The 23,629-nt window shown below is 35.1% G+C and carries 20 protein-coding genes and 3 pseudogenes; 11 read left to right on the top strand and 12 right to left on the bottom strand.

Annotated elements, in window-relative coordinates; translation table 11 throughout:
- Window positions 1–42 precede the first annotated feature (42 nt).
- Together prfB and AB4865_RS04275 are read left to right on the top strand one after the other, a co-directional pair.
- On the top strand, window positions 43–1,137 hold the full coding sequence (gene prfB / locus AB4865_RS04270; RefSeq protein WP_372474501.1) for a peptide chain release factor 2: 1,095 nt from the start codon (window positions 43–45) through the stop codon (window positions 1,135–1,137).
- A gap of 15 nt (window positions 1,138–1,152) precedes the next feature.
- Window positions 1,153–1,449: a hypothetical protein gene (locus AB4865_RS04275; protein ID WP_372474502.1), complete on the top strand. Its 297-nt coding sequence runs from the start codon at window positions 1,153–1,155 to the stop codon at window positions 1,447–1,449.
- Window positions 1,450–1,607: 158 nt separating this feature from the next.
- On the opposite strand, the pseudogene AB4865_RS04280 reads toward AB4865_RS04275, so the two are convergent.
- Window positions 1,608–2,392: pseudogene (locus tag AB4865_RS04280) on the bottom strand (DUF2891 family protein).
- Between the two features lie 140 nt (window positions 2,393–2,532).
- Between AB4865_RS04280 and AB4865_RS04285 the strand changes: the two are divergent.
- From AB4865_RS04285 to AB4865_RS04295, 3 genes are all read left to right on the top strand, one after another.
- Window positions 2,533–3,510 (top strand): pyruvate dehydrogenase complex E1 component subunit beta, encoded by a 978-nt coding sequence (locus AB4865_RS04285; protein ID WP_372474503.1) that lies wholly within the window; start codon window positions 2,533–2,535, stop codon window positions 3,508–3,510.
- A gap of 91 nt (window positions 3,511–3,601) precedes the next feature.
- Window positions 3,602–6,046 carry a DUF5686 family protein gene (locus AB4865_RS04290; RefSeq protein ID WP_372474504.1) on the top strand — a complete coding sequence of 815 codons (2,445 nt, stop codon included), beginning with the start codon at window positions 3,602–3,604 and terminating at the stop codon, window positions 6,044–6,046.
- A gap of 486 nt (window positions 6,047–6,532) precedes the next feature.
- Window positions 6,533–7,057 carry an inorganic diphosphatase gene (locus AB4865_RS04295; protein WP_372474505.1) on the top strand — a complete coding sequence of 175 codons (525 nt, stop codon included), beginning with the start codon at window positions 6,533–6,535 and terminating at the stop codon, window positions 7,055–7,057.
- 35 nt (window positions 7,058–7,092) lie between these two features.
- On the opposite strand, the gene AB4865_RS04300 is transcribed toward AB4865_RS04295, so the two are convergent.
- The gene (locus tag AB4865_RS04300; RefSeq protein WP_372474506.1) at window positions 7,093–7,716 is read right to left on the bottom strand and encodes a 4'-phosphopantetheinyl transferase superfamily protein; all 624 of its coding nucleotides are present in this window, start codon (window positions 7,714–7,716) and stop codon (window positions 7,093–7,095) included.
- Between the two features lie 234 nt (window positions 7,717–7,950).
- Here AB4865_RS04300 and ahcY point away from each other — a divergent pair, with 234 nt between their 5' ends.
- Window positions 7,951–9,267 carry an adenosylhomocysteinase gene (gene ahcY / locus AB4865_RS04305; protein ID WP_372474507.1) on the top strand — a complete coding sequence of 439 codons (1,317 nt, stop codon included), beginning with the start codon at window positions 7,951–7,953 and terminating at the stop codon, window positions 9,265–9,267.
- A gap of 57 nt (window positions 9,268–9,324) precedes the next feature.
- On the opposite strand, the gene AB4865_RS04310 is transcribed toward ahcY, so the two are convergent.
- Window positions 9,325–11,046 (bottom strand): pseudouridine synthase, encoded by a 1,722-nt coding sequence (locus AB4865_RS04310; RefSeq protein WP_372474508.1) that lies wholly within the window; start codon window positions 11,044–11,046, stop codon window positions 9,325–9,327.
- Between the two features lie 33 nt (window positions 11,047–11,079).
- On the opposite strand from AB4865_RS04310, the gene AB4865_RS04315 reads away from it, so the two are divergent.
- Window positions 11,080–11,436, top strand: coding sequence for a DUF983 domain-containing protein (locus AB4865_RS04315; RefSeq protein WP_372474509.1), 357 nt, complete (start codon window positions 11,080–11,082; stop codon window positions 11,434–11,436).
- A gap of 312 nt (window positions 11,437–11,748) precedes the next feature.
- On the opposite strand, the pseudogene AB4865_RS04320 reads toward AB4865_RS04315, so the two are convergent.
- Window positions 11,749–12,154, bottom strand: a pseudogene (locus AB4865_RS04320) (hypothetical protein).
- Window positions 12,155–12,454: 300 nt separating this feature from the next.
- Here AB4865_RS04320 and AB4865_RS04325 point away from each other — a divergent pair.
- The gene (locus AB4865_RS04325; RefSeq protein WP_372474510.1) at window positions 12,455–12,979 is read left to right on the top strand and encodes a hypothetical protein; all 525 of its coding nucleotides are present in this window, start codon (window positions 12,455–12,457) and stop codon (window positions 12,977–12,979) included.
- A gap of 18 nt (window positions 12,980–12,997) precedes the next feature.
- Here the strand turns inward: AB4865_RS04325 and bshA are convergent, their stop codons facing one another.
- Window positions 12,998–14,131, bottom strand: coding sequence for an N-acetyl-alpha-D-glucosaminyl L-malate synthase BshA (gene bshA, locus AB4865_RS04330; RefSeq protein WP_372474511.1), 1,134 nt, complete (start codon window positions 14,129–14,131; stop codon window positions 12,998–13,000).
- A 192-nt stretch (window positions 14,132–14,323) separates the two neighbouring features.
- On the opposite strand from bshA, the pseudogene katG reads away from it, so the two are divergent.
- A pseudogene (gene katG, locus AB4865_RS04335) lies at window positions 14,324–16,556 on the top strand (catalase/peroxidase HPI).
- A gap of 43 nt (window positions 16,557–16,599) precedes the next feature.
- On the opposite strand, the gene AB4865_RS04340 reads toward katG, so the two are convergent.
- The 6 genes from AB4865_RS04340 to AB4865_RS04365 form a co-directional block, all read right to left on the bottom strand.
- Complete coding sequence (locus AB4865_RS04340; RefSeq protein WP_372474512.1) at window positions 16,600–16,890, bottom strand: hypothetical protein; 291 nt, start codon at window positions 16,888–16,890, stop codon at window positions 16,600–16,602.
- A 142-nt stretch (window positions 16,891–17,032) separates the two neighbouring features.
- Entirely contained in the window at window positions 17,033–17,902 is an 870-nt protein-coding gene (locus AB4865_RS04345; protein ID WP_372474513.1) for a pirin family protein, read from the bottom strand.
- A 101-nt stretch (window positions 17,903–18,003) separates the two neighbouring features.
- On the bottom strand, window positions 18,004–18,435 hold the full coding sequence (locus tag AB4865_RS04350; RefSeq protein ID WP_372474879.1) for a Crp/Fnr family transcriptional regulator: 432 nt from the start codon (window positions 18,433–18,435) through the stop codon (window positions 18,004–18,006).
- 167 nt (window positions 18,436–18,602) lie between these two features.
- Entirely contained in the window at window positions 18,603–19,001 is a 399-nt protein-coding gene (locus AB4865_RS04355) for a hypothetical protein (RefSeq protein WP_372474514.1), read from the bottom strand.
- A 109-nt stretch (window positions 19,002–19,110) separates the two neighbouring features.
- Window positions 19,111–19,281, bottom strand: coding sequence for a hypothetical protein (locus AB4865_RS04360; RefSeq protein ID WP_372474515.1), 171 nt, complete (start codon window positions 19,279–19,281; stop codon window positions 19,111–19,113).
- Between the two features lie 99 nt (window positions 19,282–19,380).
- Window positions 19,381–20,109, bottom strand: a complete 729-nt coding sequence (locus AB4865_RS04365) for a biotin--[acetyl-CoA-carboxylase] ligase (protein ID WP_372474516.1) — start codon at window positions 20,107–20,109, stop codon at window positions 19,381–19,383.
- 129 nt (window positions 20,110–20,238) lie between these two features.
- On the opposite strand from AB4865_RS04365, the gene rsfS reads away from it, so the two are divergent.
- Together rsfS and ftsH are read left to right on the top strand one after the other, a co-directional pair.
- Window positions 20,239–20,610, top strand: a complete 372-nt coding sequence (gene rsfS, locus AB4865_RS04370) for a ribosome silencing factor (RefSeq protein WP_372474517.1) — start codon at window positions 20,239–20,241, stop codon at window positions 20,608–20,610.
- 10 nt (window positions 20,611–20,620) lie between these two features.
- Complete coding sequence (gene ftsH / locus AB4865_RS04375) at window positions 20,621–22,624, top strand: ATP-dependent zinc metalloprotease FtsH (protein WP_372474518.1); 2,004 nt, start codon at window positions 20,621–20,623, stop codon at window positions 22,622–22,624.
- A gap of 121 nt (window positions 22,625–22,745) precedes the next feature.
- On the opposite strand, the gene AB4865_RS04380 is transcribed toward ftsH, so the two are convergent.
- Entirely contained in the window at window positions 22,746–23,462 is a 717-nt protein-coding gene (locus AB4865_RS04380; RefSeq protein ID WP_372474519.1) for a hypothetical protein, read from the bottom strand.
- Window positions 23,463–23,629: the final 167 nt, after the last annotated feature.

Genomic DNA, 23,629 nt, shown 5'->3' on the forward strand with positions numbered 1-23,629 from the left:
GTGTTTTTTATGTAATTTAGCGGAAATTTTCTTAAAAAGAATATGGTTACTAACGAACAAATAAAAAATTTGAGTGAACGAGTAGAATCTTTGCACAAATATTTAGATATAGAAAAAAAACTCATTGAAATTACCAACGAAGAAGAAAAAACGTTTGCTCCTGATTTTTGGAACAATGCCAAAGAGGCAGAAATGATAGTAAAAAACCTTCGTTCAAAGAAAAAATGGGTAGAAGACTACAACCATGCAGTCGCAACCAAAGACGAATTGTTGATAGCAATGGAGTTTTTTCAAGAAGGTGCAGTAGAAGCTGAAGAAGTGGATGCATTGTATGAAAAAGCATTGGAAGCTGTAGAAAATCTCGAGTTCAAAAATATGTTGTCAGACGAAGGTGATGCCATGAGTGCTGTGTTGCAAATCACAGCGGGTGCAGGTGGTACAGAATCGTGCGATTGGGCGTCTATGCTGATGCGTATGTACTTGATGTGGGGTGAGAAAAATGGTTATAAAATCAAGGAACTCAACTTTCAAGAAGGTGATGTGGCTGGTATAAAAACAGTAACTCTGGAAATCGAAGGCGAATTTGCTTTTGGGTATCTCAAGGGAGAAAATGGCGTACATCGTTTGGTGCGTATTTCACCTTTTGATAGCAACGCCAAACGTCATACGTCGTTTGCTTCGGTGTACGTATATCCGTTGGTGGACGATACTATTGAAATCGAAATCAGTCCAGCAGATATTGAAATTACAACCGCTCGATCGAGTGGGGCAGGGGGGCAAAATGTAAATAAAGTAGAAACGAAAGTACAATTGCTACACAAACCTACAGGAATACAAATTCAGTGTTCAGAGACTCGTTCTCAGCATGACAACCGTGAACGTGCAATGCAAATGTTGAAATCACAGTTGTACGAAATAGAATTGAAAAAACGATTAGAGCAACGAGCAGATATCGAGGCAAGTAAAATGAAAATCGAGTGGGGGTCACAGATTAGAAACTATGTGATGCATCCGTACAAATTGGTAAAAGACGTGCGTTCGCAACACGAAACTAGTGATGTAGATGCTGTAATGAACGGTGGTCTCGACCCGTTTTTAAAAGCATACCTGATGATGATGGGGCAAAAAGAAGAATAGTAAGTAAAATTGCTTATGGAAAATACAACAAACGATTTAAACAACCCACATGTTCTTTATGTAAGAGAAAAGAGTTCAAATAGTATGGGAATTGCAGGATTTGTTTTTGCTATTTTGGCATCGGTTCTTTCTTTTATTCCAATATTAAATTTTATTTTATGGTTGATGGGTGCTATTTTTTCCATGATTGGAGTTTTCAGACGCCCACGAGGATTTGCTATAGCAGGATTAGTCATCTCCTTTTTCTGGATTATAGTTTTTATAATTGTAATGTTCGTTTTAGTAGGAGCAGCAACAGTTATAGCGGTATAAAAAAATCAGACTACTCAATGTAGTCTGATTTTTTTATTTGAATTTATGATTGAATTTTCTTTTGATGTATCTGAATTTAGCATGGCATAAATTGCAAAAATCGCCAACCAATGTCCGCCTCCATAATCACTTTCAAATAGCAAAGGCAAAATCCATTTTTAAAATTCTCTTTCAGGCAAAACATGCGTCATCAGGTAGGCTGTATTCAAACTTGGAAAGAAAAAATCCGATCCGTCAAGTTCGAGATGAGCTGGGATTTTTCGGTCGTTGAGATAAAAATATTTTGCTTTTTCGATGAGTTGTTTTTCAAATTCTACATTTTGAACTTCTCTTGCCCAATCGATTGCAAATGCCAATCCAAATGCTGTATTGGGGTGTACTCCAGTTCGGTTGGGATAGGTTTGTTTAGGTAAATAGTCTTTCCATTTTTTACTATTTCATTGGTCAAAGGTTGTAGGTTTTCTTTCCACTTTTTAGCGTATTCGTGTTGTTCTGTACGAGCAAGTACTGAAATTTCTTCGTCCAATTTTAGTAACCACGCCCAGCTGTAAGTTCTTTCAAAAGTTTTAGCCGAAGGGTATTTAGAAAAATACAAGGCTTCTTCCAATAGATTTTCTTTGGTAAGCGATTGATTGAGTTTTTGAATAATTTCTTGTTTTATAGAGAGATTGGGATACGTTTTTAGCAAACGTACCAGCATCCAATGTCCGTGTACAGAGCTCTGCCAATCATAGCAACCGTAAAAGGTAGGATGTAAATCTATTGGAGACAAACCTACTTCAGCCTCGGTATTGAATGTGTGTCCTGTTTTGTTTGGGTATTCTGTGTGAACGCAATGCAATGACAATTCAGCAAGATTTAGTGCTATTTCATTTGATAATATATGCTGATTTTGAGCGAAAGTTGAAAGAGAAAGCATCGACCAGAAAAATATGTTTTTCATCTTGTGATTATTTCCAAACAAAGATAGAGATTATTTTTTATGATGAAATCTCATTTTCAAATTAAAACAATCAACAAAAATCCTTCACAGATATTCAAAAAAGTATTAAATTTGCGACTTTATAATAGAAACATATCTTTATGAGAACAATACAATTTAGAGAGGCTATTTGCGAGGCAATGAGCGAAGAAATGCGTAGAGACGAAAACATCTATTTGATGGGGGAGGAAGTTGCTGAGTACAATGGTGCTTATAAGGCAAGTAAAGGAATGCTTGACGAATTTGGTCCAAAACGCGTAATCGATACACCTATTGCAGAGCTTGGTTTTGCTGGTATTGCGGTAGGTTCGGCAATGAATGGATTGCGTCCGATTGTAGAATTTATGACGTTTAACTTCTCATTGGTGGGTATTGACCAAATCATCAACAACGCAGCAAAAATGCGTCAGATGTCAGGTGGTCAGTTTTCGATGCCTATCGTGTTTAGAGGTCCTACAGCATCAGCAGGACAGTTGGCTGCAACACACTCTCAAGCGTTTGAAAATTGGTATGCCAATACTCCAGGTTTGAAAGTAGTAGTTCCTTCTAATCCGTATGACGCAAAAGGTTTGTTGAAATCTGCTATCCGTGACAACGACCCTGTAATCTTTATGGAGTCTGAGCAAATGTACGGAGACAAAGGAGAGGTGCCTACAGAGGAATACACAATTCCGTTGGGAGTTGCCGATGTAAAAAGACAAGGAACAGATGTTACGATTGTTTCTTTTGGAAAAATTTTGAAAGAGGCGTTTATCGCAGCAGACGAATTGGCAAAAGAAAATATTTCTGTAGAAATCATCGATTTGCGTACCATTCGTCCGATGGATTACGATGCGATTATCAACTCGGTAAAGAAAACCAACCGTTTGGTGATTTTGGAAGAGGCTTGGCCGTTTAGTTCGGTTGCATCAGAGATTACTTATATGGTACAAGAAAGAGCCTTTGATTATTTAGACGCTCCAATCCAAAGAATTACGACTGCCGATACACCAGCACCTTATTCACCAGCTTTGTTGAAAGAATGGTTGCCAAATGCACAAGATGTAGTAAAAGCGGTAAAAAAAGTTCTTTATAAATAATAAAAATAATCTTAAATTTGCAGCTCCAAAAACGTTCAGAGTTTTTGGGGCTTTTTTTATGAAACATTTTATAGCGATAATATATTTTTTTTTGGGTGTATTTTATTCATTTGCTCAAACACAAATCAGCGGAGTTGTCCGAGATGATATGGGTAATCCTGTGGCAAATGCTCTCATTTACTATGAAGATTATTCTGCTGAAACAGAAAGTAATGACAATGGAGAGTTTTCTCTTTATTCTAAAAAAAAACAAGAAAATTTTATTGTAAGTGCCGTTGGTTTTAGAGAAGAATCTATTTCTTTGAATACAGCCAATTCAAACTTTTTTAACCTTGTTTTAAAACCAGAAAACGAACTCAAAGAAATAATTATATACTCAGGAAGAACCTCTAAGAAAAACAATCCTGCGATAGATATTTTACGAAAAGTTTGGGAAAATCGTAAAAATAACGGACTCAATAAATTCAATCAATACGCATATAACAAATACGAAAAACTACAATTTGACTTTAATACCATAGACAGTACATTTATGAAAAATGCCCTGTTTAAAAATATGGATCTGGTGTTTCAGTTTGTAGATACTTCCAAAATTACAGGAAAGTCATTTTTACCTATTTTTATCAACGAACAAGCAAGTAAAGTTTACGGAGATAACACTAAAAACTTGAAAATAGAAAAACTATTGGGTAATAAAAATTCTGGTTTTGAAGATAATACATTTTTTACTGAAGTAACTAAAGAGTTGTATAAAGCGTATGATATTTACGACAATTATATCAAATTGTTTAACAAAGATTTTACAAGTCCCATTTCTCGCACAGGGATCGATGTGTACAATTATGTGTTGCACGATACGCTGATAGAAGACGACAGAAAATCGTTTCACATTGTATATTATCCTCGTAGAAAAGGTGGTTTGACCTTTAGAGGTGAGTTTTTCGTAGATGAACAAACTTGGGCTGTAACGAAAATCAATATGTATTCAAACGAAGGAGCTGATGTCAATTGGATAAAAGAATTTTTCATAGAGCAAGAATTTGTCATTGTTTCTGATGATTTGATTTTATTGAAAAAAGATTTTATCATGACTGATTTTTCACTTTCCAAAAAGGAAGAAGCTCGTGGTATGTATGCCAAACGCACTACGCATTACAACGATTTTGTCTTTGACGACGAAAAACCTGCTTCATTTTATCTGCAAAGAGCCAAAACTTATGACCCGACGATTTATAATCAGTCAGAATATTTTTGGCAAAATTTTAGAGCGGAAAACCTCAACAAAAATGAGGCGAATATATACGAAATGCTGGATCAATTACAAGACAATCCAAAGTTTAAAACTCTAACTACCCTTACTCAAATTTTGACTAATGGATATTATAGAGGGAAAAATTTTGACTACGGAAATTTGTTTACATTTTTTGGTTACAACGATATTGAGGGAATCCGCACACGCATTGGTGGACGAACATTTTTTAATCAAAACGATCAATGGAGATTGGAAGGATATTTGGCTTATGGTTGGAAAGATCAACAGTTTAAATATGCATTGCAAGCAAAAAAAATGTTGGTCAACGATTGGCGTTTGATTGGTCATATTGGTTATAAAAACGATGTGGAACAATTGGCGGGGCAGCTAATGCAATCGTCTAATCTTATGAAAAGCGAATTTGCTTCGAGTTCGCTATTGGCAGGAGGTGACAATTCTAAGCTCACACATATTCAGCATTTTTCAACAGGTTTTGAAATTGAACCATTGAAAAACATAAGGTTGCGGACTTCCTACAATTACAGACAATTACAACCTGCGGATTTCAGTAGATTTTCTACGGCATTTTTTCAAGATGGGGTGATAAAAGATCAAATCAAACAGCACGAATGGAATGTAGCTTTTGATTTTACACCCAATAGAAAAGTTGCGGGGTTTGGGGTAGAACAAAAGGCAATCGTAAGGAGATTTCCTCGCTTTTTCTTAAATTTTACGCAAGGATTTGACGGACTCACTGATACTGATTTTGCGTATCAAAAATTGCAATTTCTTTACCGACATCCTTTTACAATCGGAGGATTTGGACACATGACCGCTGTAGTCGAAGCAGGAAAAACATGGGGCACCGTACCATTGAGTTTGCTCAATGTATTGCCAGGAAATCAATCGTATTTTGTACTCGAAAACGGATTTAGTCAATTGGATTATTATGAATTTGTTACAGACCAATATGTTACCTTTCACATTACACACAATTTCAACGGAAAGATTTTTTCAAGAATACCATTGATTCGAAAATTAAAATGGCGTGAAATTATAGGAATACGAGGAGCATGGGGAGCCATTTCTGATAAAAACAAACTATTCAACCGAAGTATGATTAGCTATAACGCACCTTCGGATAAATTGTACTACGAATATTTTGTTGGTGTAGGAAATATTTTCAAAGTATTCCGCATAGATTTTAGTTGGAGAGGCAATTATTTAGACACTCCCAATGCAAGAAGATTTGGTATAAAAGGAGGATTTGAAATTAATTTTTAAATCTTTTATAAAACAAAAATTGCAGTCCGAAAAGACTGCAATTTTTGTTTTATAAAACTTGTAATGTAACTAACACAGGGTTAATTACCGTGAAATGCCTAACGAAGTGGGCTATAACATAAAAAAGAAAGCAATATGAGTTTTAAACTGCACTTAAAATTCAAGTCTTTTAATTTGTTGATAATCATTTATTTCAAAGAAATAAAAAACAAATTCTGAGACTTTGTAGGGAGATTGCCTCTCCTCCTGCTTATTGCTTTACTTCTTGATACAAAGTTATAATTTTTTTGAACTGGAAGTAGAAAAAAACAAAAAAATAATCTATCAAAATCAGTATTGAATTAGAATGGTGGTTTATTCTATTGATCATCACAATCATTGTGTTGTGGAAAGTATTTGCTTAATTTAGTGTTTTTTAGCTGATACTTGTTTGAAATCTCATAAAAAAGGAGTACTTTCGCAAAAAATTAATAAATAAAATAAAAGATGGCAAAAACAGATACTTTCGATGTGTTTATCGAAATACCAACAGGGAGCAGAAATAAGTACGAATTTGATTTTGAATTGAAAAAAATGCGTTTCGACCGTTTGTTGTTTTCATCTATGAAATACCCAACAGATTACGGTTTTATCCCTGAAACTTTGGCGTTGGACAACGACCCATTGGATGCATTGGTGTTGTTTACAGAGCCTACAATCCCAGGGTTGTTGGTAGAAGTAAAACCTGTAGGTGTATTCTACATGTCTGACGACAAAGGAAACGACGAAAAAATCATCTGTGTTCCTACAGGAGATCCTTTGATGAGAGAGTTGAACGACTTAAACGATGTAAACGCTCACTTATTGAAAGAAATCGAACACTTCTTTAAAGTATATAAAGATTTGGAAAACAAGAAAGTAGAAACTAATGGATTTGGAGATAAAGCAGCAGCTATTCAAATGATTGAAGAGTGTAAAGCTCGTTTCAACGCACTTCCAAAAGAAAAACAAGAAGAATATAGTATTTTTTAATACAATAATAAAAAGCTGTCTGAAAAGGCAGCTTTTTATTTTTCCCAAACGACCGTCCAAACAAAATCTTCTAAGAAATCAAAAATACCTTGGTATTCGATTTTGATATTGTTTTGTGTAGTATAGCCTTCAAATTGATTTTGTTGTAATTGAAAAGGACGAATATGCATTTCTTTTGTAGCATCAATTCCTTTGAGATTGTTTGTTTTGTAAATGCTTTCTTTTGCCGACCAAATAATGGCTAAATAGTTTAATTGTTCATTTTGAGAGATGAAATTTTCTTCTGAATCAATAAATCGACGTTTTACATTTGCCAATTTAGGTCTTATTTTTTCAATGTCAATTCCAACTGGTAGATGGTGAATTGCCATTGCAACGTATTCAAACGAATGAGAAAATGAAATATGCAAGCCATTGTTTAGCATAGGTTTTCCCGATGATTCATAAAAAAAATCTTCCTCTTTTATATTGGCTAATTGTAATAACTTTCTTTGAGAGAAAAAAGTTTTTTTCTGTAAATCAGTTTTTAAGTGGGAAAAATTTTCATTTAGCAAAGGATTATTATCAATGTTAAAAGACAATTTCTCAATGTTTTCAGTGATTTTCCATATAAAAAGTGTACAATTATTGTTGAATGATTTTTGTAAAACTAATGGCATTTTTTTATCCTAATTTGAATGTACAAAAATAGTTTTTTTTAGATAAAAATGACCATCTACTGAAAAATATACTTTATGTTACATACCTATTTACTCTATTCTGAGAATTTTAGAACTTGTTCCGAGAAATTTGAGACCTGTCTCGAGAAATTCGGGATTAATACTTTATTACGAATCTTTTGTACTTAATACTTTATACCTTACCTTTGCACTCAAATTAATAAAATCATAAAAATGAGTACAAAACAGATTCCGTATGTTCCGTATAAAGTTAAAGATATGTCTTTGGCGGCTTGGGGAAGAAAAGAAATAGAATTGGCTGAAGCTGAGATGCCTGGATTGATGGCGTTACGTGAAGAATACAAAGATGAACAACCTTTGAAAGGTGCAAGAATTGCTGGATGTTTGCACATGACAATTCAGACGGCGGTTTTGATTGAAACGCTTGCTGCATTGGGAGCTGAGCTTACTTGGTCTTCGTGTAATATTTTTTCAACTCAAGATCAGGCTGCGGCAGCAATTGCAGAAACTGGAGTGCAAGTTTACGCATGGAAAGGTCTTACAGAAGAAGAATTTGACTGGTGTATTGAACAAACGCTTTTCTTTGGCGAAGACCGTAAACCTTTGAATATGATTTTGGACGACGGTGGAGATTTGACCAATATGGTGATCGACCGTTATCCTGAATTGGTAGCTGGAATCAAAGGACTTTCTGAAGAAACGACAACGGGTGTTCACAGATTGTACGAACGCATGGCAAAAGGAACGTTACCTATGCCGGCTATCAATGTAAACGACTCGGTAACAAAATCAAAATTTGACAACAAATACGGATGTCGCGAATCTGCTGTGGACGCCATTCGTAGAGCAACGGATGTGATGTTGGCAGGAAAACGCGTAGTGGTATGTGGTTATGGTGATGTAGGAAAAGGTACTGCGGCGTCTTTTAGAGGAGCAGGTTCGATTGTAACGGTTACAGAAATTGACCCAATTTGTGCGTTGCAAGCGGCTATGGAAGGTTATGAAGTGAAAAAATTGGACAATGCTATCGCCAATGCCGATATTGTAATCACAACTACAGGAAATAAAGATATTGTGGTAGAAAAACACTTCCGTAAAATGAAAGACAAAACCATTGTTTGTAATATCGGACACTTTGACAACGAGATTGATATGGCGTGGTTAAACAACAACTATGGTCATACTAAAACGGAAGTAAAACCTCAAGTGGATATTTATAATGTCGATGGAAATGACATCATCATTTTGGCAGAAGGAAGATTGGTAAACTTAGGTTGTGCTACAGGACATCCTTCGTTTGTAATGTCTAATTCGTTTACCAACCAAACTTTGGCTCAAATCGAGTTGTGGAACAATAGTGCAAATTATAAAAACGAAGTTTATACACTTCCAAAACATTTGGATGAAAAGGTAGCTCGTTTACACCTAAATCGTATCGGTGTAGAATTGGATACATTGACCGAAGAACAAGCAGCGTATATTGGGGTTACGGTAGAAGGTCCTTTCAAACCAGAATATTACAGATATTAATAAATTTTTTCCTATAAAAAACAGGTTGTCTATTACAGACAATCTGTTTTTGTATTATTAAAACTCCGCTTCGGCTTCAAAAATCATTTCTTTTTGTGTAATGGGATGTGTGATTTTTAGTCGCTTGGCGTGTAAATACAATCTATCGGCAGGTGTACCGTACAAATCATCACCTTTGATAGGTATATTCAATCCTAAGGCGTGTGCAGAATGCATTCGCAATTGATGCGTTCGTCCAGTGATAGGTGTGTAGGCTATGCGAGTAGTGCCGTTTTTTATTTCGAGTATTTCGTATTTTGTTACAGCTTTTTTTCCATAGTCGAAGCAAACTTTTTGTTTAGGTCTGTCGTCTATGTCGAGAATCAACGGTAGGTTGATAATGCCAGTTTTTTCTGCCGAAATTTCGCCATCGAGCAAGGCAATGTATTGTTTTTCAGTTTTGTGTTTGATAAATTGCTGTTGCAAATGCTTGTGAACTTCCTTGGTTTTTGCCAAAATCATAATCCCCGAAGTGGACATATCCAATCGGTGAACGATGAGAGGTCCCGTAGCATTGGGGTAGCGATTTTTTATACGTTCATATACCGAATCGTGTACATTGATACCAGGTACGGACAAAAATTCCGCGGGTTTGTTTACCACCACAATATAGGGATCGTCATATACGATGGGCAATTCTTTCCCTTCGGCAGGGTTTACGAGCAAGGGATTTTCCTTTACTTCCAATCCGTCCATCATAAACGACAATATCGGCATACATTTTCCCCAACAAGCAGGGTAGATTTGTCGGTGTTTTTTTACTTCCGATTTAGGAGAAGCTCCCCACCAAAACTCCGCAATTGCCAAGGGTTTTAGGTTGTGTAGATACGCCATTTGCAATAGCTTAGGAGCACAACATTCACCTGCACCTGATGGAGGTGTGCTATATACATTTTTTTTAAAAATATCGAGTAAATCTTTTCGTTCGCCTTTGGCATTGAGAAAATTATACGAATGAAATAACTTTTGTTGTAGTTGATTTGATTTTTCTTGTCGTTCCTTTTTCAGTTGTTGAATTATAAACTCAAAATCCTGAATTTTCTCCGCAATTTCGTTTATTTGAGTTGAAAATTGTGCTTCAAGAATGCGTAATTCGTGTTTGTCTCGCAGACTTTGCTTGATTAAATCATTTTCAAATTTGGTGTATTCTTCGGCTGAGAGCATATTTTTAAACTGCAATCTCTTTTCTTTTCGTTCGTTTTTCAGCTGTTTGTTTCGTTGTTTTTTCTGAGTAATCGCCGTTTCTTTCTCCTTTGAAAGAGTATTTAATCGTTCTTTCAATAAAAGAAAATTTTCATCCTTTTCAATAGATTCGATTTGTGCATTGATACGATTAAGGTGTTTTTCCTCTTCCACAAAAAAGCTGTTTTCTGTGAGCATATCAAAAACCGGCGGAACAAAAAACGAAATATGATTGCTGTTTGCCAATTTTCCCGAAAAAGCTGCCAAATATCCCAATTCGCCTGTTGGTTTTTCTACGACCAGTACGCCAAACATTTTCCCAATCGATTGTTCGTTGGGAGTTGTAATACCAAAATCGTGGGTAAAATCCTTGGTAGTTTCCAAGTAGTTTTGTAATTCCTTTAAAGCAAGTTCGCACAGCGGATGTGTATCGATTACAAAGGGAAAATTAAACTGTTGGGGAAGTTCTATCGATTGAATATCGGTTTGAAAACAACGGAAGTATTTCTCTATCGTTTCTTCGGATTTTTTTATGGAAAATTGGGCAAAATTTGTCATTAAAGCGTATCTTTGCTACAAAAATAGGTAATTATGTCTTATATATCAAAAGTAGTAAAAGGAACTTGTCCTCATTGTGGAAAAAGTAAAGTATTCAAAAGCATAGGAAATATTCTCACTTTGTCTTTGCCAAAAATGCACGAAAACTGCCCTAATTGTAATTATTCCTTTCATAGAGAAACAGGATTTTATTTCGGAGCGATGTATATGAGTTATGCATGGACGGTTGCTGAAATGGTAGCGTGTTTTGTGTTGGGGTATTTGTTCCATGTAGATTGGCGTATCACATTTGCTGCGGTAGTAGTAGTGTTGATTTTATTGGCAAATTTCAACTTTAGAGTGTCTCGCTTGATGTGGTTGAATATGTTTTATAAAGAGGATGAGGCTTAATGGTTAATTATCAATTGTCAATGAATGAATAAACCAAAAACATCGTTGAATAGGCGGTGTTTTTATTATTTAAGAGTTGTTTAGGATGTAACATTTCAAAATGCTTGTGATAAAATAAATTTGTCATTGTAAAAAAATATTCGTTACATCTGCATCGATTTTTTCTGAAGGCAATTTATTCGTAGCTTCGTTTTATGTTAATATTACTTTTCAAGAATCTAAATAGTTTTAAGGAATCCCCTAATTTATATTTTATTAAAGCAAATTTAGCTTAAAAGTCTTTTTTCTTAATTAATTAACCCGTTGTGCATTTTAAATTATACTTGCTTTAATCTTATTTATTTCCTTTTTTAATACAAATTTGTTAATGTATTGAATTAAGGTTAAAGCAGTTATTTTACTGATAATTCGTGTTTTAAAACCGTTGAATGATTTTGCATAATTCCTTTTAATCATAAATTGATCACATAACTGCGAAATCGAAGATTCGACGAAGTCAAAATAATGTTTCGATTCTTTTCCTCTTTCTCTTGAATAAGTAAAATTTTTCCCTAATCTGATTTATATGATAAAAAAGATTTCGTTTTCTTTTGTTGTAAACACTTCTTTCTATTTTGTTTTTCAAAGAATTAGGTAGTTTTTTAAACAGTTGCATTTTACTATCAATACTTAAATATTTAATAGTTAAATTCAAACTCACAAGTTCTAAATCACTCATTTTTGGCTTTCTCCTTTGAGAAGGTAAAGACTTTTTAAAAACTTCTAAAATTCTTTCGTATATTTAACTTTATTGAATCTTCGATTTGTCCTAAGTTGTTCATTTTTGATTTGTTTTATCGATATAAATATATTGATTTTCAGTTAAATGAATAACTTTTTTTATTTCATAATGTACAACGGGTTAATACATTATATTTTAACTATTATAATTAACTAATTCTTGACTTTTTTTTATTTTGATATTTCTTTTACCCAAAATAATTTCGTGGCGATTTTTTAATATAAATATTTACAAACAATGAAAAAATATTTTACAATTATTTTATCCATATTTAGTTTGTTGAGTTGTACAAATGAAGAACAAGAAGTAAAACCAACTTTTGACAGAGGTTTTGTGGAAGTAGAGGTAGATGGTAAGTACAAAGACTTTAGTTCAAAAAATCATACATATCAATACAAGATTGATTATGTTGATTCTGGATGGGCTCATACAGCAAGAATTGATGAAGTTCCAATATGGGAATATGACCAAATTAGCATCATTTGTTTATTTGGAGAAGATGGTAAAACTATTACAAATTTTAAAGTTCATTATACAGATATGTTTGTAAGAGAAAGTGGTTATTCTGTAGGTGATATTTATTTATACTCAGATCAAGAAAATCCACTTATCTTCAGCAATGTTTACCAAGACAACGAATATGTTTATGGTGAATTTGAAGGTGCATTGACACTAAAACCATACGAAGATAAAAGTATAGACTTTAAAAATGGTAAGTTTAAAATACCTTTATTTAGAGTGGAAAAAGATTCAAAATGGTAAAACAACAAAAAACATCGCTTAATAAGCGATGTTTTTGCGTTTTGATAATATATCTGTGTAAATACGTTCGTAAAGTGGGATGATTTTTTCAACAGAAAATTTTAATGAATGTTTCCAAGCATTGGTTTTAAATTTTTCCAAGGTGGCAGTGTCAGACAATATTAGCAACGAATTTTTTACCATGTCTTCAATGTCTCCAATAGGAGAGAGGTAGCCCGTCAATCCGTGAATGTTTACCTCGGGAATTCCGCCTGTGTTGGACGAAACTACGGGTACTCCACATGCCATCGCTTCTAACGCTGCCAAACCAAAACTTTCGGTTTCTGAAGGCAATAAAAACAAATCTGATACTTTCAATATTCTATCCACTTCGTTAGAATTACCAAAAAAGATTACTTTCTCAGAAATGTTCCAATTGGCAGCCATTTGTTCTGCTTTGATTTTGTCTGGACCATCGCCAATCATCATCAATTTTGCCGGTTGTTGTTCTAAAATCCCTTTAAAAACCTTCATTACATCTTCTATACGCTTTACTTTTCTAAAGTTGCTCACGTGTGTGATGATTCGTTCCTCTTTTGTTGCCAAAACCTGACGACACGATTCGGGAGTGTGCGATTTGTTTTCTATAAAGTTGGGAATGACATAAATATCCTTGGCAATGTCAAATAATTCATAAGTAGATTTTTTCAAATCTTCCGAAACAGAGGTTACAGCATCCGATTGATTGATACTAAAACTCACCGCACTTTTGTAATAAGGATGATTTCCTACCAAAGTAATATCCGTTCCGTGCAAAGTAGTAACCATCGGAAGCGAAATCCCTTGTTCTTTCAACATTTTTTTTGCCATATATCCTGCAAACGCATGCGGAATCGCATAATGAACATGCAATAATTCTATACCGTGAAGTTTTACCATATCGACGATTTTACTCGATAATGCCAATTCGTATGGCTGATAGTGAAACAATGGATATTCGGGAACTATTACTTCATGATAATGAATGTTTGGGTTGAGTAATGCCAATCTTACAGGCATTTTGTATGTGATAAAGTGAACTTCATGCCCTTTTTTTGCCAATTCGATACCTAATTCAGTAGCAACAACACCACTACCTCCAAATGTTGGATAACAAACTATTGCTATTTTCATGTGAAATAAATTTTGGTAAAAATAAGGATAAAAGTCAATTTTTATTAGTAGAGTATTCGTTTAATTTATGTTAAATATTTGCGTATGATAAATATTTTTTATAATATTATAAAATTATAATATAAAAAAATTATACAAGCTAAACATTTGTAGATTAATTTTGCCTCAGAAAAATTTAAAAACAACAACAATATGAGTCATACAGAAGGAAAATGCCCTTTCCACCACGGAGAGGCTCCTAAACAAGAAGAAAAAATGCAATCATCAGGAAAATGTCCTGTAACACACGGTGCGAACACAGAAGAAAACCAGTCGGTAATGAGTTGGTGGCCAAAGGCGTTGAATTTGGATATTCTATCGCAACATGACAACAAAACTAATCCGTTTGGAAAGGATTTTGACTATGCTGAGGAGTTTAAAAAACTCGATCAGGAAGCACTGAAAAAAGATGTAAAAGAATTGATTTACGACAGCCAAGATTGGTGGCCTGCAGATTGGGGATATTACGGAGGTTTATTTGCTCGTATGGCATGGCATCAAGCAGGAACTTATCGTGTAGCAGATGGTAGAGGTGGTGGAAATACTGGTAATCAACGTTTTGCTCCATTGAACTCGTGGCCTGATAACGCCAATTTGGACAAGGCTCGTCGTTTATTGTGGCCTATCAAAAAGAAATACGGAAACAAAATTTCGTGGGCTGATTTGATTTTGTTGGCAGGAAATATGGCGTATGAAGCAGCTGGATTAAAAACTTTCGGATTTGCTTTTGGACGTAAAGATATATGGCATCCTGAAAAAGATATTTACTGGGGATCAGAGCGTCAATGGTTAGCAAAATCAGGAAGTGAAGGTTCTCGTTATTCAGGAGAAAGAGATTTGGAAAATCCGTTGGCATCGGTGATGATGGGACTTATTTATGTAAACCCAGAAGGTGTGGACGGAAATCCTGATCCACTCAAGACGGCAAAAGATATGCGTGTAACTTTTGCTCGTATGGCCATGAATGATGAGGAAACAGTAGCATTGGTAGCAGGTGGTCATACCATTGGAAAACAACACGGAAACGGCGATGCAAGCAAAGTAAGTGCTGAACCAGAAGGGGCAGAAATCCACGAACAAGGCTTGGGTTGGAACACGATAGAAGGACCAGGAAGAGTTACTTCGGGAATCGAAGGAGCGTGGACTACCAATCCTGATAAGTGGGACAATCAATTCTTCAAGTTATTGTTCAAATACGAAGATAAATGGGTATTGACCAAATCGCCAGCAGGTGCTCAGCAATGGGAACCAATTGAAATGGATGAGGAAGATATGCCTGTAGATGCTTTCAACCCAAATGTTCGTAGAAAAATCACGATGAACGACGGAGATATGGCTCTTATCCGTGATCCTGAATACCGCAAAATTTCAGAGAAATTTTTGAATGACCAAGCGGCTTTTGACGATGCTTTTGCTCGTGCGTGGTTTAAATTGTTGCACCGTGACTTAGGACCGAAATCGCGCTATCTCGGAAACGATGTGCCACAAGAAGATTTGATTTGGCAAGACCCAATTCCTGCAGTGGATTATACACTTTCGGATAGCGAAATTGAAGAACTTAAAAAGACTATCTTGAACAGCGGACTTACTCGCACGGAGTTGATTAATACAGCTTGGGATTCAGCAAGAACATTCCGTGGATCAGACTACCGTGGTGGTGCGAATGGAGCAAGGATTCGTCTGAACCCAATGCGTAACTGGGAAGCCAACGAACCTGAAAGATTGAACAAAGTATTGGAGAAATTGGAGCAAATTCAAGCGTCATTATCTAAAAAAGTAAGCATTGCTGACCTCATCGTATTGGGAGGAGCTGCTGCTATCGAAGCTGCTGCCAAAGAAGGTGGTTTTGATGTGAAAGTACCTTTCTTAGCGGGAAGAGGAGATGCCTTGCAAGAGCAAACTGATGTGGATTCATTTGGTGATTTAGAACCATTACACGATGGTTTCCGCAACTGGCAAAAGAAAAATTATATCGTTCAGCCAGAAGAAATGCTTTTAGATAAAGCTCAATTGTTAGGATTGACCGCCCCAGAAATGACTGTGCTTATTGGTGGTATGCGTGTACTCGGAACGAATTTCGGAGGAACAAAACACGGTGTTTTTACCAACAACGAAGGCGTGTTGAGCAACGATTTCTTTGTAAATCTGACGGATATGAATTATTCGTGGCAACCAACAGGTGAGAACCTTTACAACATCGTAAATAGAAAATCAGGAGCTACTAAATGGACAGCTACTCGTGTGGACTTGGTCTTCGGTTCCAACTCTATTTTGAGAGGCTTATTCTGAGTTCTACGCTCAAGACGATAATAAAGAACGCTTTGTAAACGACTTTATCAAAGTTTGGAACAAAGTGATGAATGCGGATCGATTTGATGTGAAATAAAAATCAAATGATAAAAAATTAGCCCTAACTAATTTAGTTGGGGCTAATTTATTTTTGCTTTCAAATAATGGTAATAGTTCAAATATTTATTCAAACGTTCTACATCTTTTTCTTCTAATTTAGACAATCTTTTTATATCGAGATTGTCTTCTAAATCATTGATTTTAAATTTTGTTGCGACGGGATTTTGAATAATTTGATTAATGAAATCACCATAGTCTTCGTTTTTTCTTTTAGTTAAACAATCTAAAATGGCTATTATTTCATCAGAAAAACCTTCGATTTTTAGTTGTTCAAGTGTCCATTCAGTATCTTCGATCAGATCGTGTAGCAATCCATAAATTTTTTCTATTTCGATCTGTCCTTTTTCTCACACTCTTAGTAAATGGTGCAGATAGGGATTTCCAGATTTATCTGTTTGATTTCTATGAGTAATCGATGCAATTTCTAATTTCATTTTTTATTAGTAAAAAATATTACTCCAAGTTCCCAAATTTTCCTTGTTCAAATTCTTTGAAAGCGGTGATCAATTCTTCACGTGTGTTCATCACAAATGGGCCATAAGCAGCGATAGGTTCGGCGATAGGTTCACCGCTAAGTAAAAGAATCTTTGAATTTTTGGTTGCTTTGATTTCGATATTTTCACCGTCTTTTGCAAAAAGTACAAAATGGTCAGCAGGAACGATTTCTGATTGATTTACTGTGATTTCTCCATTGATTACTACCAAAGCTGTAGTATAATGTTTTGGAAATGAAAAACTTTCCACTGCGTTTTCTTTCAAATCTACATTGTACATTTCGATAGGAGAAAAAGTACTTGCTGCTCCTTTTTGATTTTGAAATTGACCTGCAATAATTTCTACTTCGCCCATATCATTGGCAATTGCTACTCTTGGAATATCCTTATTTTCAATAGCTTGGTATTTTGCAGGAGTCAATTTATGCTTTGCAGGAAGATTGACCCACAATTGCATCATTTGGAAAATTCCCCCTTTTTTACTCCATTCTGTTTCGTGAAATTCTTTGTGCAGAACGCCACTTCCAGCAGTCATCCATTGTACATCGCCCTGACCGATAATTCCCCCACCACCTGCACTGTCGCCGTGTTCTACTTTTCCTTGATAGGCAATCGTTACGGTTTCAAATCCTTTGTGAGGATGTACTCCCACACCACGAGGAATCTCGGTTGGAGAAAATTCGTACGGTGCGTTGTAATCCATCATGATAAATGGATCGGTGCGTTCCATAGAAAATACAGATGGAATAAAATTGTGAACTCTAAAACCATCGCCTACAAAGTGTGGCGTACCTGGTTTGATTACTTTTTCTATTGTTTTTGTTGTCATGATTTTAATTTTTTATACAGCAAAATTACGAGTAGTCATTGAGTGGTGTATTGATGTATGTTAAGAAGTGAAAATTTTGCTTTTATTCTTTCGCTAATTCTTTACGCACACGGTTTAGACTTTCTGGAGTAATTCCAAGAAAGGAAGCAATCATCCATTGAAGTATCCGCTGTATAAGATTGGAATACAGATTCATAAAGTCTAAATATCCTGTCTTTTGCAGAGGCACTAATCAACAAATGTATTTTGTTTTGTAAATAACGAATATGGCTTTGTGTGATTTGTTCGTTATATTTCTGATAACTTGGATTTTGTTCAGCAATCATACAATGAATTTGATCATTAAATTGCATTACGACCGTATCTTCAATAGCTTGAATATAAAATTGAGAAGGTACTCCAAAATACAAGCTCGTACGGTCGCTGATAAACCATTGTTCAGAAGCAAATTGTAAAATATGTTCTTTATCAAAATCATCAATACTGTACATTCTCAACAACCCCTTTTCAACATAAAAATAACCTTGACAAATTTCACCTTGTTTTAGTAAATAATCCCCTTTTTTACTTCTTTATAAATCAAAAAAGGTGACAATTTTGTCAAATTGTTCCTCTGAAATAGTTGTTTTTTCTATCAAATACTGTTCAAATGAATAGGTCATAACTTTATGCTTTTGTCCCAACGATAGCTTTTCACTTATTACTGATTACTTGTTTTAAACACATTCATTTTGTCCAAATTAAGAAATGGGTTGTTTAGATTGGGAGCGTCTTCCAATTCAAAGCCAAAAGTTTTGTTTTTGAAATAACTTCTCCACAAATCGACAATTAGCGTTTCTAATGCAGAAATATCATCAAAATTAGCTGTTGTAATTTTGATTGTTTCATCTAATAAATGAGCTAGTTTTGTGATTTTTGCAATTTCATCTTTTGAATATGTGGTGTCTATCACAATACAATTGATGGAATGATTTTGTATTTTTTCTATTGCAGTTTCAATCGCTTGTTCTTGTACGATGTATATCATCGAGTTCCTTTTAGCAAGCGAAGCAGTATTCCAATCTTTGTTGGAAATCGTCAAAAGTGTAAATTTTTTCATATACAAAATTACACTTTTATTTCTAAAGAATGATTAAACTGATTACTAATGAAAAGTAAAAAGGGGAGAGGATATAAAAAGCTGTCCAAATAGGACAGCTTTACTACGTTTACTGATTATATTCAGCTTCTCTTTTTGCTTTGTTTTCTTTGATTAAGTCAACTGCACCTCCAAAGGCCCAGTAAAATACAAATGAAACTAAGAAAAGCATCAACCAAAATCCCATAAGGATAATAGTAGCGCCAATCATAAAAGCAACGAATTGTTGAAAATCAAACATAATATTCCGGAATTTTTTGTGTACTCTGCAAAAGTAGTAATTTTTTCTATTGTAAAAAAATCTTTCGCCTGAATTTAGTATTCTTTCAATAATATTGAATCAATATAAAAGTTTTATTTCTTTCAAATTATACAAAACTTCTATATCATCTTCATGTAAAACGATCAATTTTCCTTGACGATTGACTCCTTTTATTATTCCTACTATTTTTCGTTGGTTGGGTAATTCAAATGTAGAAACTTGATTTTTTCGGAATAAATTTTCAAGATAAAAATCCCATAAATTTTCTTCATTTAGAGGAAAATCATTTGCTAAAAGTTTGATTTGTTCTACTATTGTTTCGAGCAATTGCATTTTGTCTATCATCTGACCATATACTGATAAAATCGACCCCGCTTGTGGCAAATGTTCAAATTCGGTGTCAAATACATTGATTCCTATCCCTACTACAGAGTAAATTTCACTTTCGTTTTTGATTTGATTTTCGATGAGTATACCACATATCTTTCTATTACCTGCCAAAATGTCGTTTGGCCATTTTACACAATTTTTTGTTAAACCTAATTGTTCCAGTCCTTTAATTATAGCTTTTGTAATCAAAATATTCCATGAAAAAAGTTGTTCTGTTTTTTGGAATGTAAAGCGATGAAATACGCTAAAAGTAAGACTGTTCAATGGATTGGATTTCCACACAGTACCTCTTTGTCCTTTTCCTTGGGTTTGATTTTCGGTAAATACAACTGTGAAATTTGGCAAATCGGAATTAACAGAAAGCATTTTTAGATAATCATTGGTCGATCCGATGGCACTTGTTTTGATTAAATTCATACAAACAATTAGCTAATAGTCATTATCGTTTGGACAAAAGTAAGGATTATCCAAAATACTTTGCCTTTTGCACTGAAAAAATTACTAATTTTGTGCTTTTTGTACAAACGACTAAACAACTTTTATTAAATGAATAAAGCAACGCACAACAACGAAGAGCTTTTGGCTCTAATTATCGAAGGTATCGAAAATGTAAAAGGTGAAAATATCACTTTGCTCGACTTGAGAGAAATCAGCAATACACCTTGCGACTACTTTGTGATTTGTGATGGTAATTCCAATACGCAGGTAAACGCAATTTCGGGTTCTATTCAACGCACCGTTTCAAAGGCATTGAAAGACAAACCTTGGCATATCGAAGGTACCGAACAGGCTTTGTGGGTTTTGATGGATTATGTAAGTATCGTAGTACATATTTTCCAAAAAGACCAAAGAGCTTATTACAACATCGAAGACCTTTGGGGCGATGCGAAAATCACAGTATTAACTACCAACGACTAATCAATAATCTATGAATCAACAGCCTAATAGAAAAACTCGAATAAGCCCTTGGTACTTGTGGAGTAGCTTGATATTGCTTTTTATTTTTATCAATTATTACACAGGTGAAAATGGTGGGGCAACCGATGAAATTTCGATTTCAAAATTTGACGACTACCTCAACGAAGGTAAAATAGAAAAAGTAGCTTTCAACCGCAATTCGGCTCGTATTTTATTTACAAAAGAGGCTGAAAAAGAATTGGAAGAAGCCAATAAACAAAAAGCAGAAAATCAACGAGGATTCTTTAGCAATCTTCAAGGTCCCGTACGCTACAAAGTAGAAATTGCCAATGTGGAACTGTTTGAACAAACCTTGCGTGATGCCAAAAACAAAGGTTTGTTGAAAGAATACAAATCTGAAAAAGAAAGCGAATGGACGGGGATTTTCTTTAACTTTTTGCCTTTCTTGTTGATTATTTTGTTTTATGTATGGATGTACCGTCGTATGATGGGCGGAGCTGGTAGCGGAGGTCCAATGTTTTCAATGGGACGCTCTCGTGCACAGGTATTTGACGAAAAAAACAGTACCAAAGTTTCTTTCAATGATGTAGCAGGATTGGAAGGTGCTAAAGAGGAAATTCAAGAGATTGTTGAATTTTTGAAAAACCCTGAAAAATATACATCAATTGGAGGTAAAATCCCTAAAGGTGCTTTGTTGGTAGGTCCTCCAGGAACAGGTAAAACACTTTTGGCAAAAGCCGTTGCAGGCGAAGCCAATGTGCCATTTTTCTCTTTGTCTGGTTCGGATTTTGTAGAAATGTTTGTAGGTGTGGGAGCATCTCGTGTACGTGATTTGTTTAAACAAGCAAAAGAAAAATCACCTTCGATTATTTTTATTGATGAAATTGATGCCATAGGTCGTGCTAGAGGAAAATCGAATGTTTCAGGAGCAAATGACGAAAGAGAAAACACCTTAAATCAATTGCTCACAGAAATGGATGGTTTTGGTACGAATACCAATATTATTGTACTAGCTGCAACCAACCGTGCAGAGATTTTGGACAAAGCCTTGATGCGTGCAGGACGATTTGACCGTCAGATTTATGTAGATTTGCCAGATGTACGCGAAAGAAAACAAATCTTTGAAGTGCATTTGAAAAAACTGAAAATAGCAGAAGGATTGGATATTGAATTTTTGGCAAAACAAACCCCAGGATTTTCAGGTGCTGATATAGCCAATGTGTGTAATGAAGCCGCATTGACTGCAGCGAGAAAAAACAAAACACAGGTTGAAAAACAAGATTTCTTGGATGCAGTAGATCGCATCGTAGGTGGATTGGAAAAGAAAAACAAAATCATAACACCAGATGAGAAATATGCCATTGCGGTACACGAGGCTGGACACGCTACTGTTTCATGGCTATTGGAACACGCAGCACCACTAATCAAAGTTACCATAGTACCAAGAGGAATGAGTTTGGGTGCCGCTTGGTATCTTCCAGAAGAACGCCAAATCGTCCGTACCGAAGTAATGCTCGACGAAATGTGTGCTACTATGGGGGGTAGAGCAGCGGAAAAAGTAGTGTTTGATAAAATTTCGACAGGGGCTTTGAGCGACTTAGAAAAAGTAAACAAACAAGCCAAAGCGATGGTAACCATCTATGGATTGAGCGACAAATTAGGAAATATCACTTACTATGACTCTTCTGGACAAAGTGATTACAATTTCTCAAAACCTTATTCGGAAGAAACCGCTGTAAAAATCGACAAAGAAGTTTCTGAAATTATCGAAACTCAATATCAAAGAGCAATTGATTTGCTCTCTGAAAACAAAGATAAACTGTTGCAATTGGCAGATTTGTTGTGCCAAAAAGAAGTGATTTTCCGCGAAGATTTGGAGACGATTTTTGGTGCAAGACCTTTTGATAAAAAAGATTTGATTGCCGAGCAAGTTTCTTCTGAAATCAAACAACCAGAAACGACAATTGCAGAGGTTGTAGAAGAAATAAAAGAAGAAAAGGATACTGAAAAATAAAAAGTCATACTAAAACGACCAGTGTCTCAATATATTGAAAAAAACTATACCTCAAGGTATAGTTTTTTTTTACTATCAAAAGACTACTCTCAATAGTATCTCTACTTGTTTTACAAATGATCTACCTTTTCACCACAATACCCAATGCTTCAAGGGCTTGGTCGTCTTGGAAGAGGACCTTGGCATACGCTACCAATTCGGTATAGATAGGATAAAGTTTGTCCAATGCTTCATCGCGGATTTCGGTGGCTTTTTGGGCTTCGCTGGTTTCCTTTTTCTGACTTTCTTTCAAGGCAGATAGCTCTTGCAAAGCCGTTTTTTGAGCCTCCAAATCGGTTTGTGTGATGTTGATAGTGCCTACTTTTGCCAAAAACTCCGAATTGCCCAAAAGTTGCCCATAAAAATTACTCACCTGCTGATACCACGAAGCATAGGCATATTTTCTTTCCCCTGCAAACTCTAATGTTTTGGCTGCCAGAGTATCTCCTTTAAATAAAATTTTACAGAACGATAAATGACGAATGTAAAGTTCATTGATTTGTTTTCTTTTGGCATCCAATTTTTCTGTTTCTGCGTACTGCTCGGCGTATTCTTTCTTTTGATTTTGAGCCAATTGTTCTAGTTTGTTTACTTTCGCTAAATAGTCATTAAGCTTTTCTTCGGTATAGCCCAAAGTTTGCAATTGTGGTAAGATTTTGGGGAGTTTAGCATTAGAAAACACCAGTTTCATTTGCTGAATTTTGGCATCAGCATTTAGATACTGGCTTTTGGTGGCTTTTTTCGGTTCGTTTGCCGTAGCATTTTCTTCTGTGGGCTTTTTGTTTGTGTTTTCGCTCATAATAAAATGGATTTAGTTCGTTATAAAATCGTATTTGGTTGTTATTTTTTCAATATTGGTTGTACAAAAATAGTATTTCGGCACTGAAAAATGAGTTTTGGTCATCAAAAAATGATATTCAGGCAATCAAAAATGAATTTCGGTCGGCGGAAATTGGTTTTTTAGTG

It is taken from the genome of Capnocytophaga sp. ARDL2 (assembly GCF_041530365.1).
Taxonomy (GTDB): Bacteria; Bacteroidota; Bacteroidia; order Flavobacteriales; family Flavobacteriaceae; genus Flavobacterium.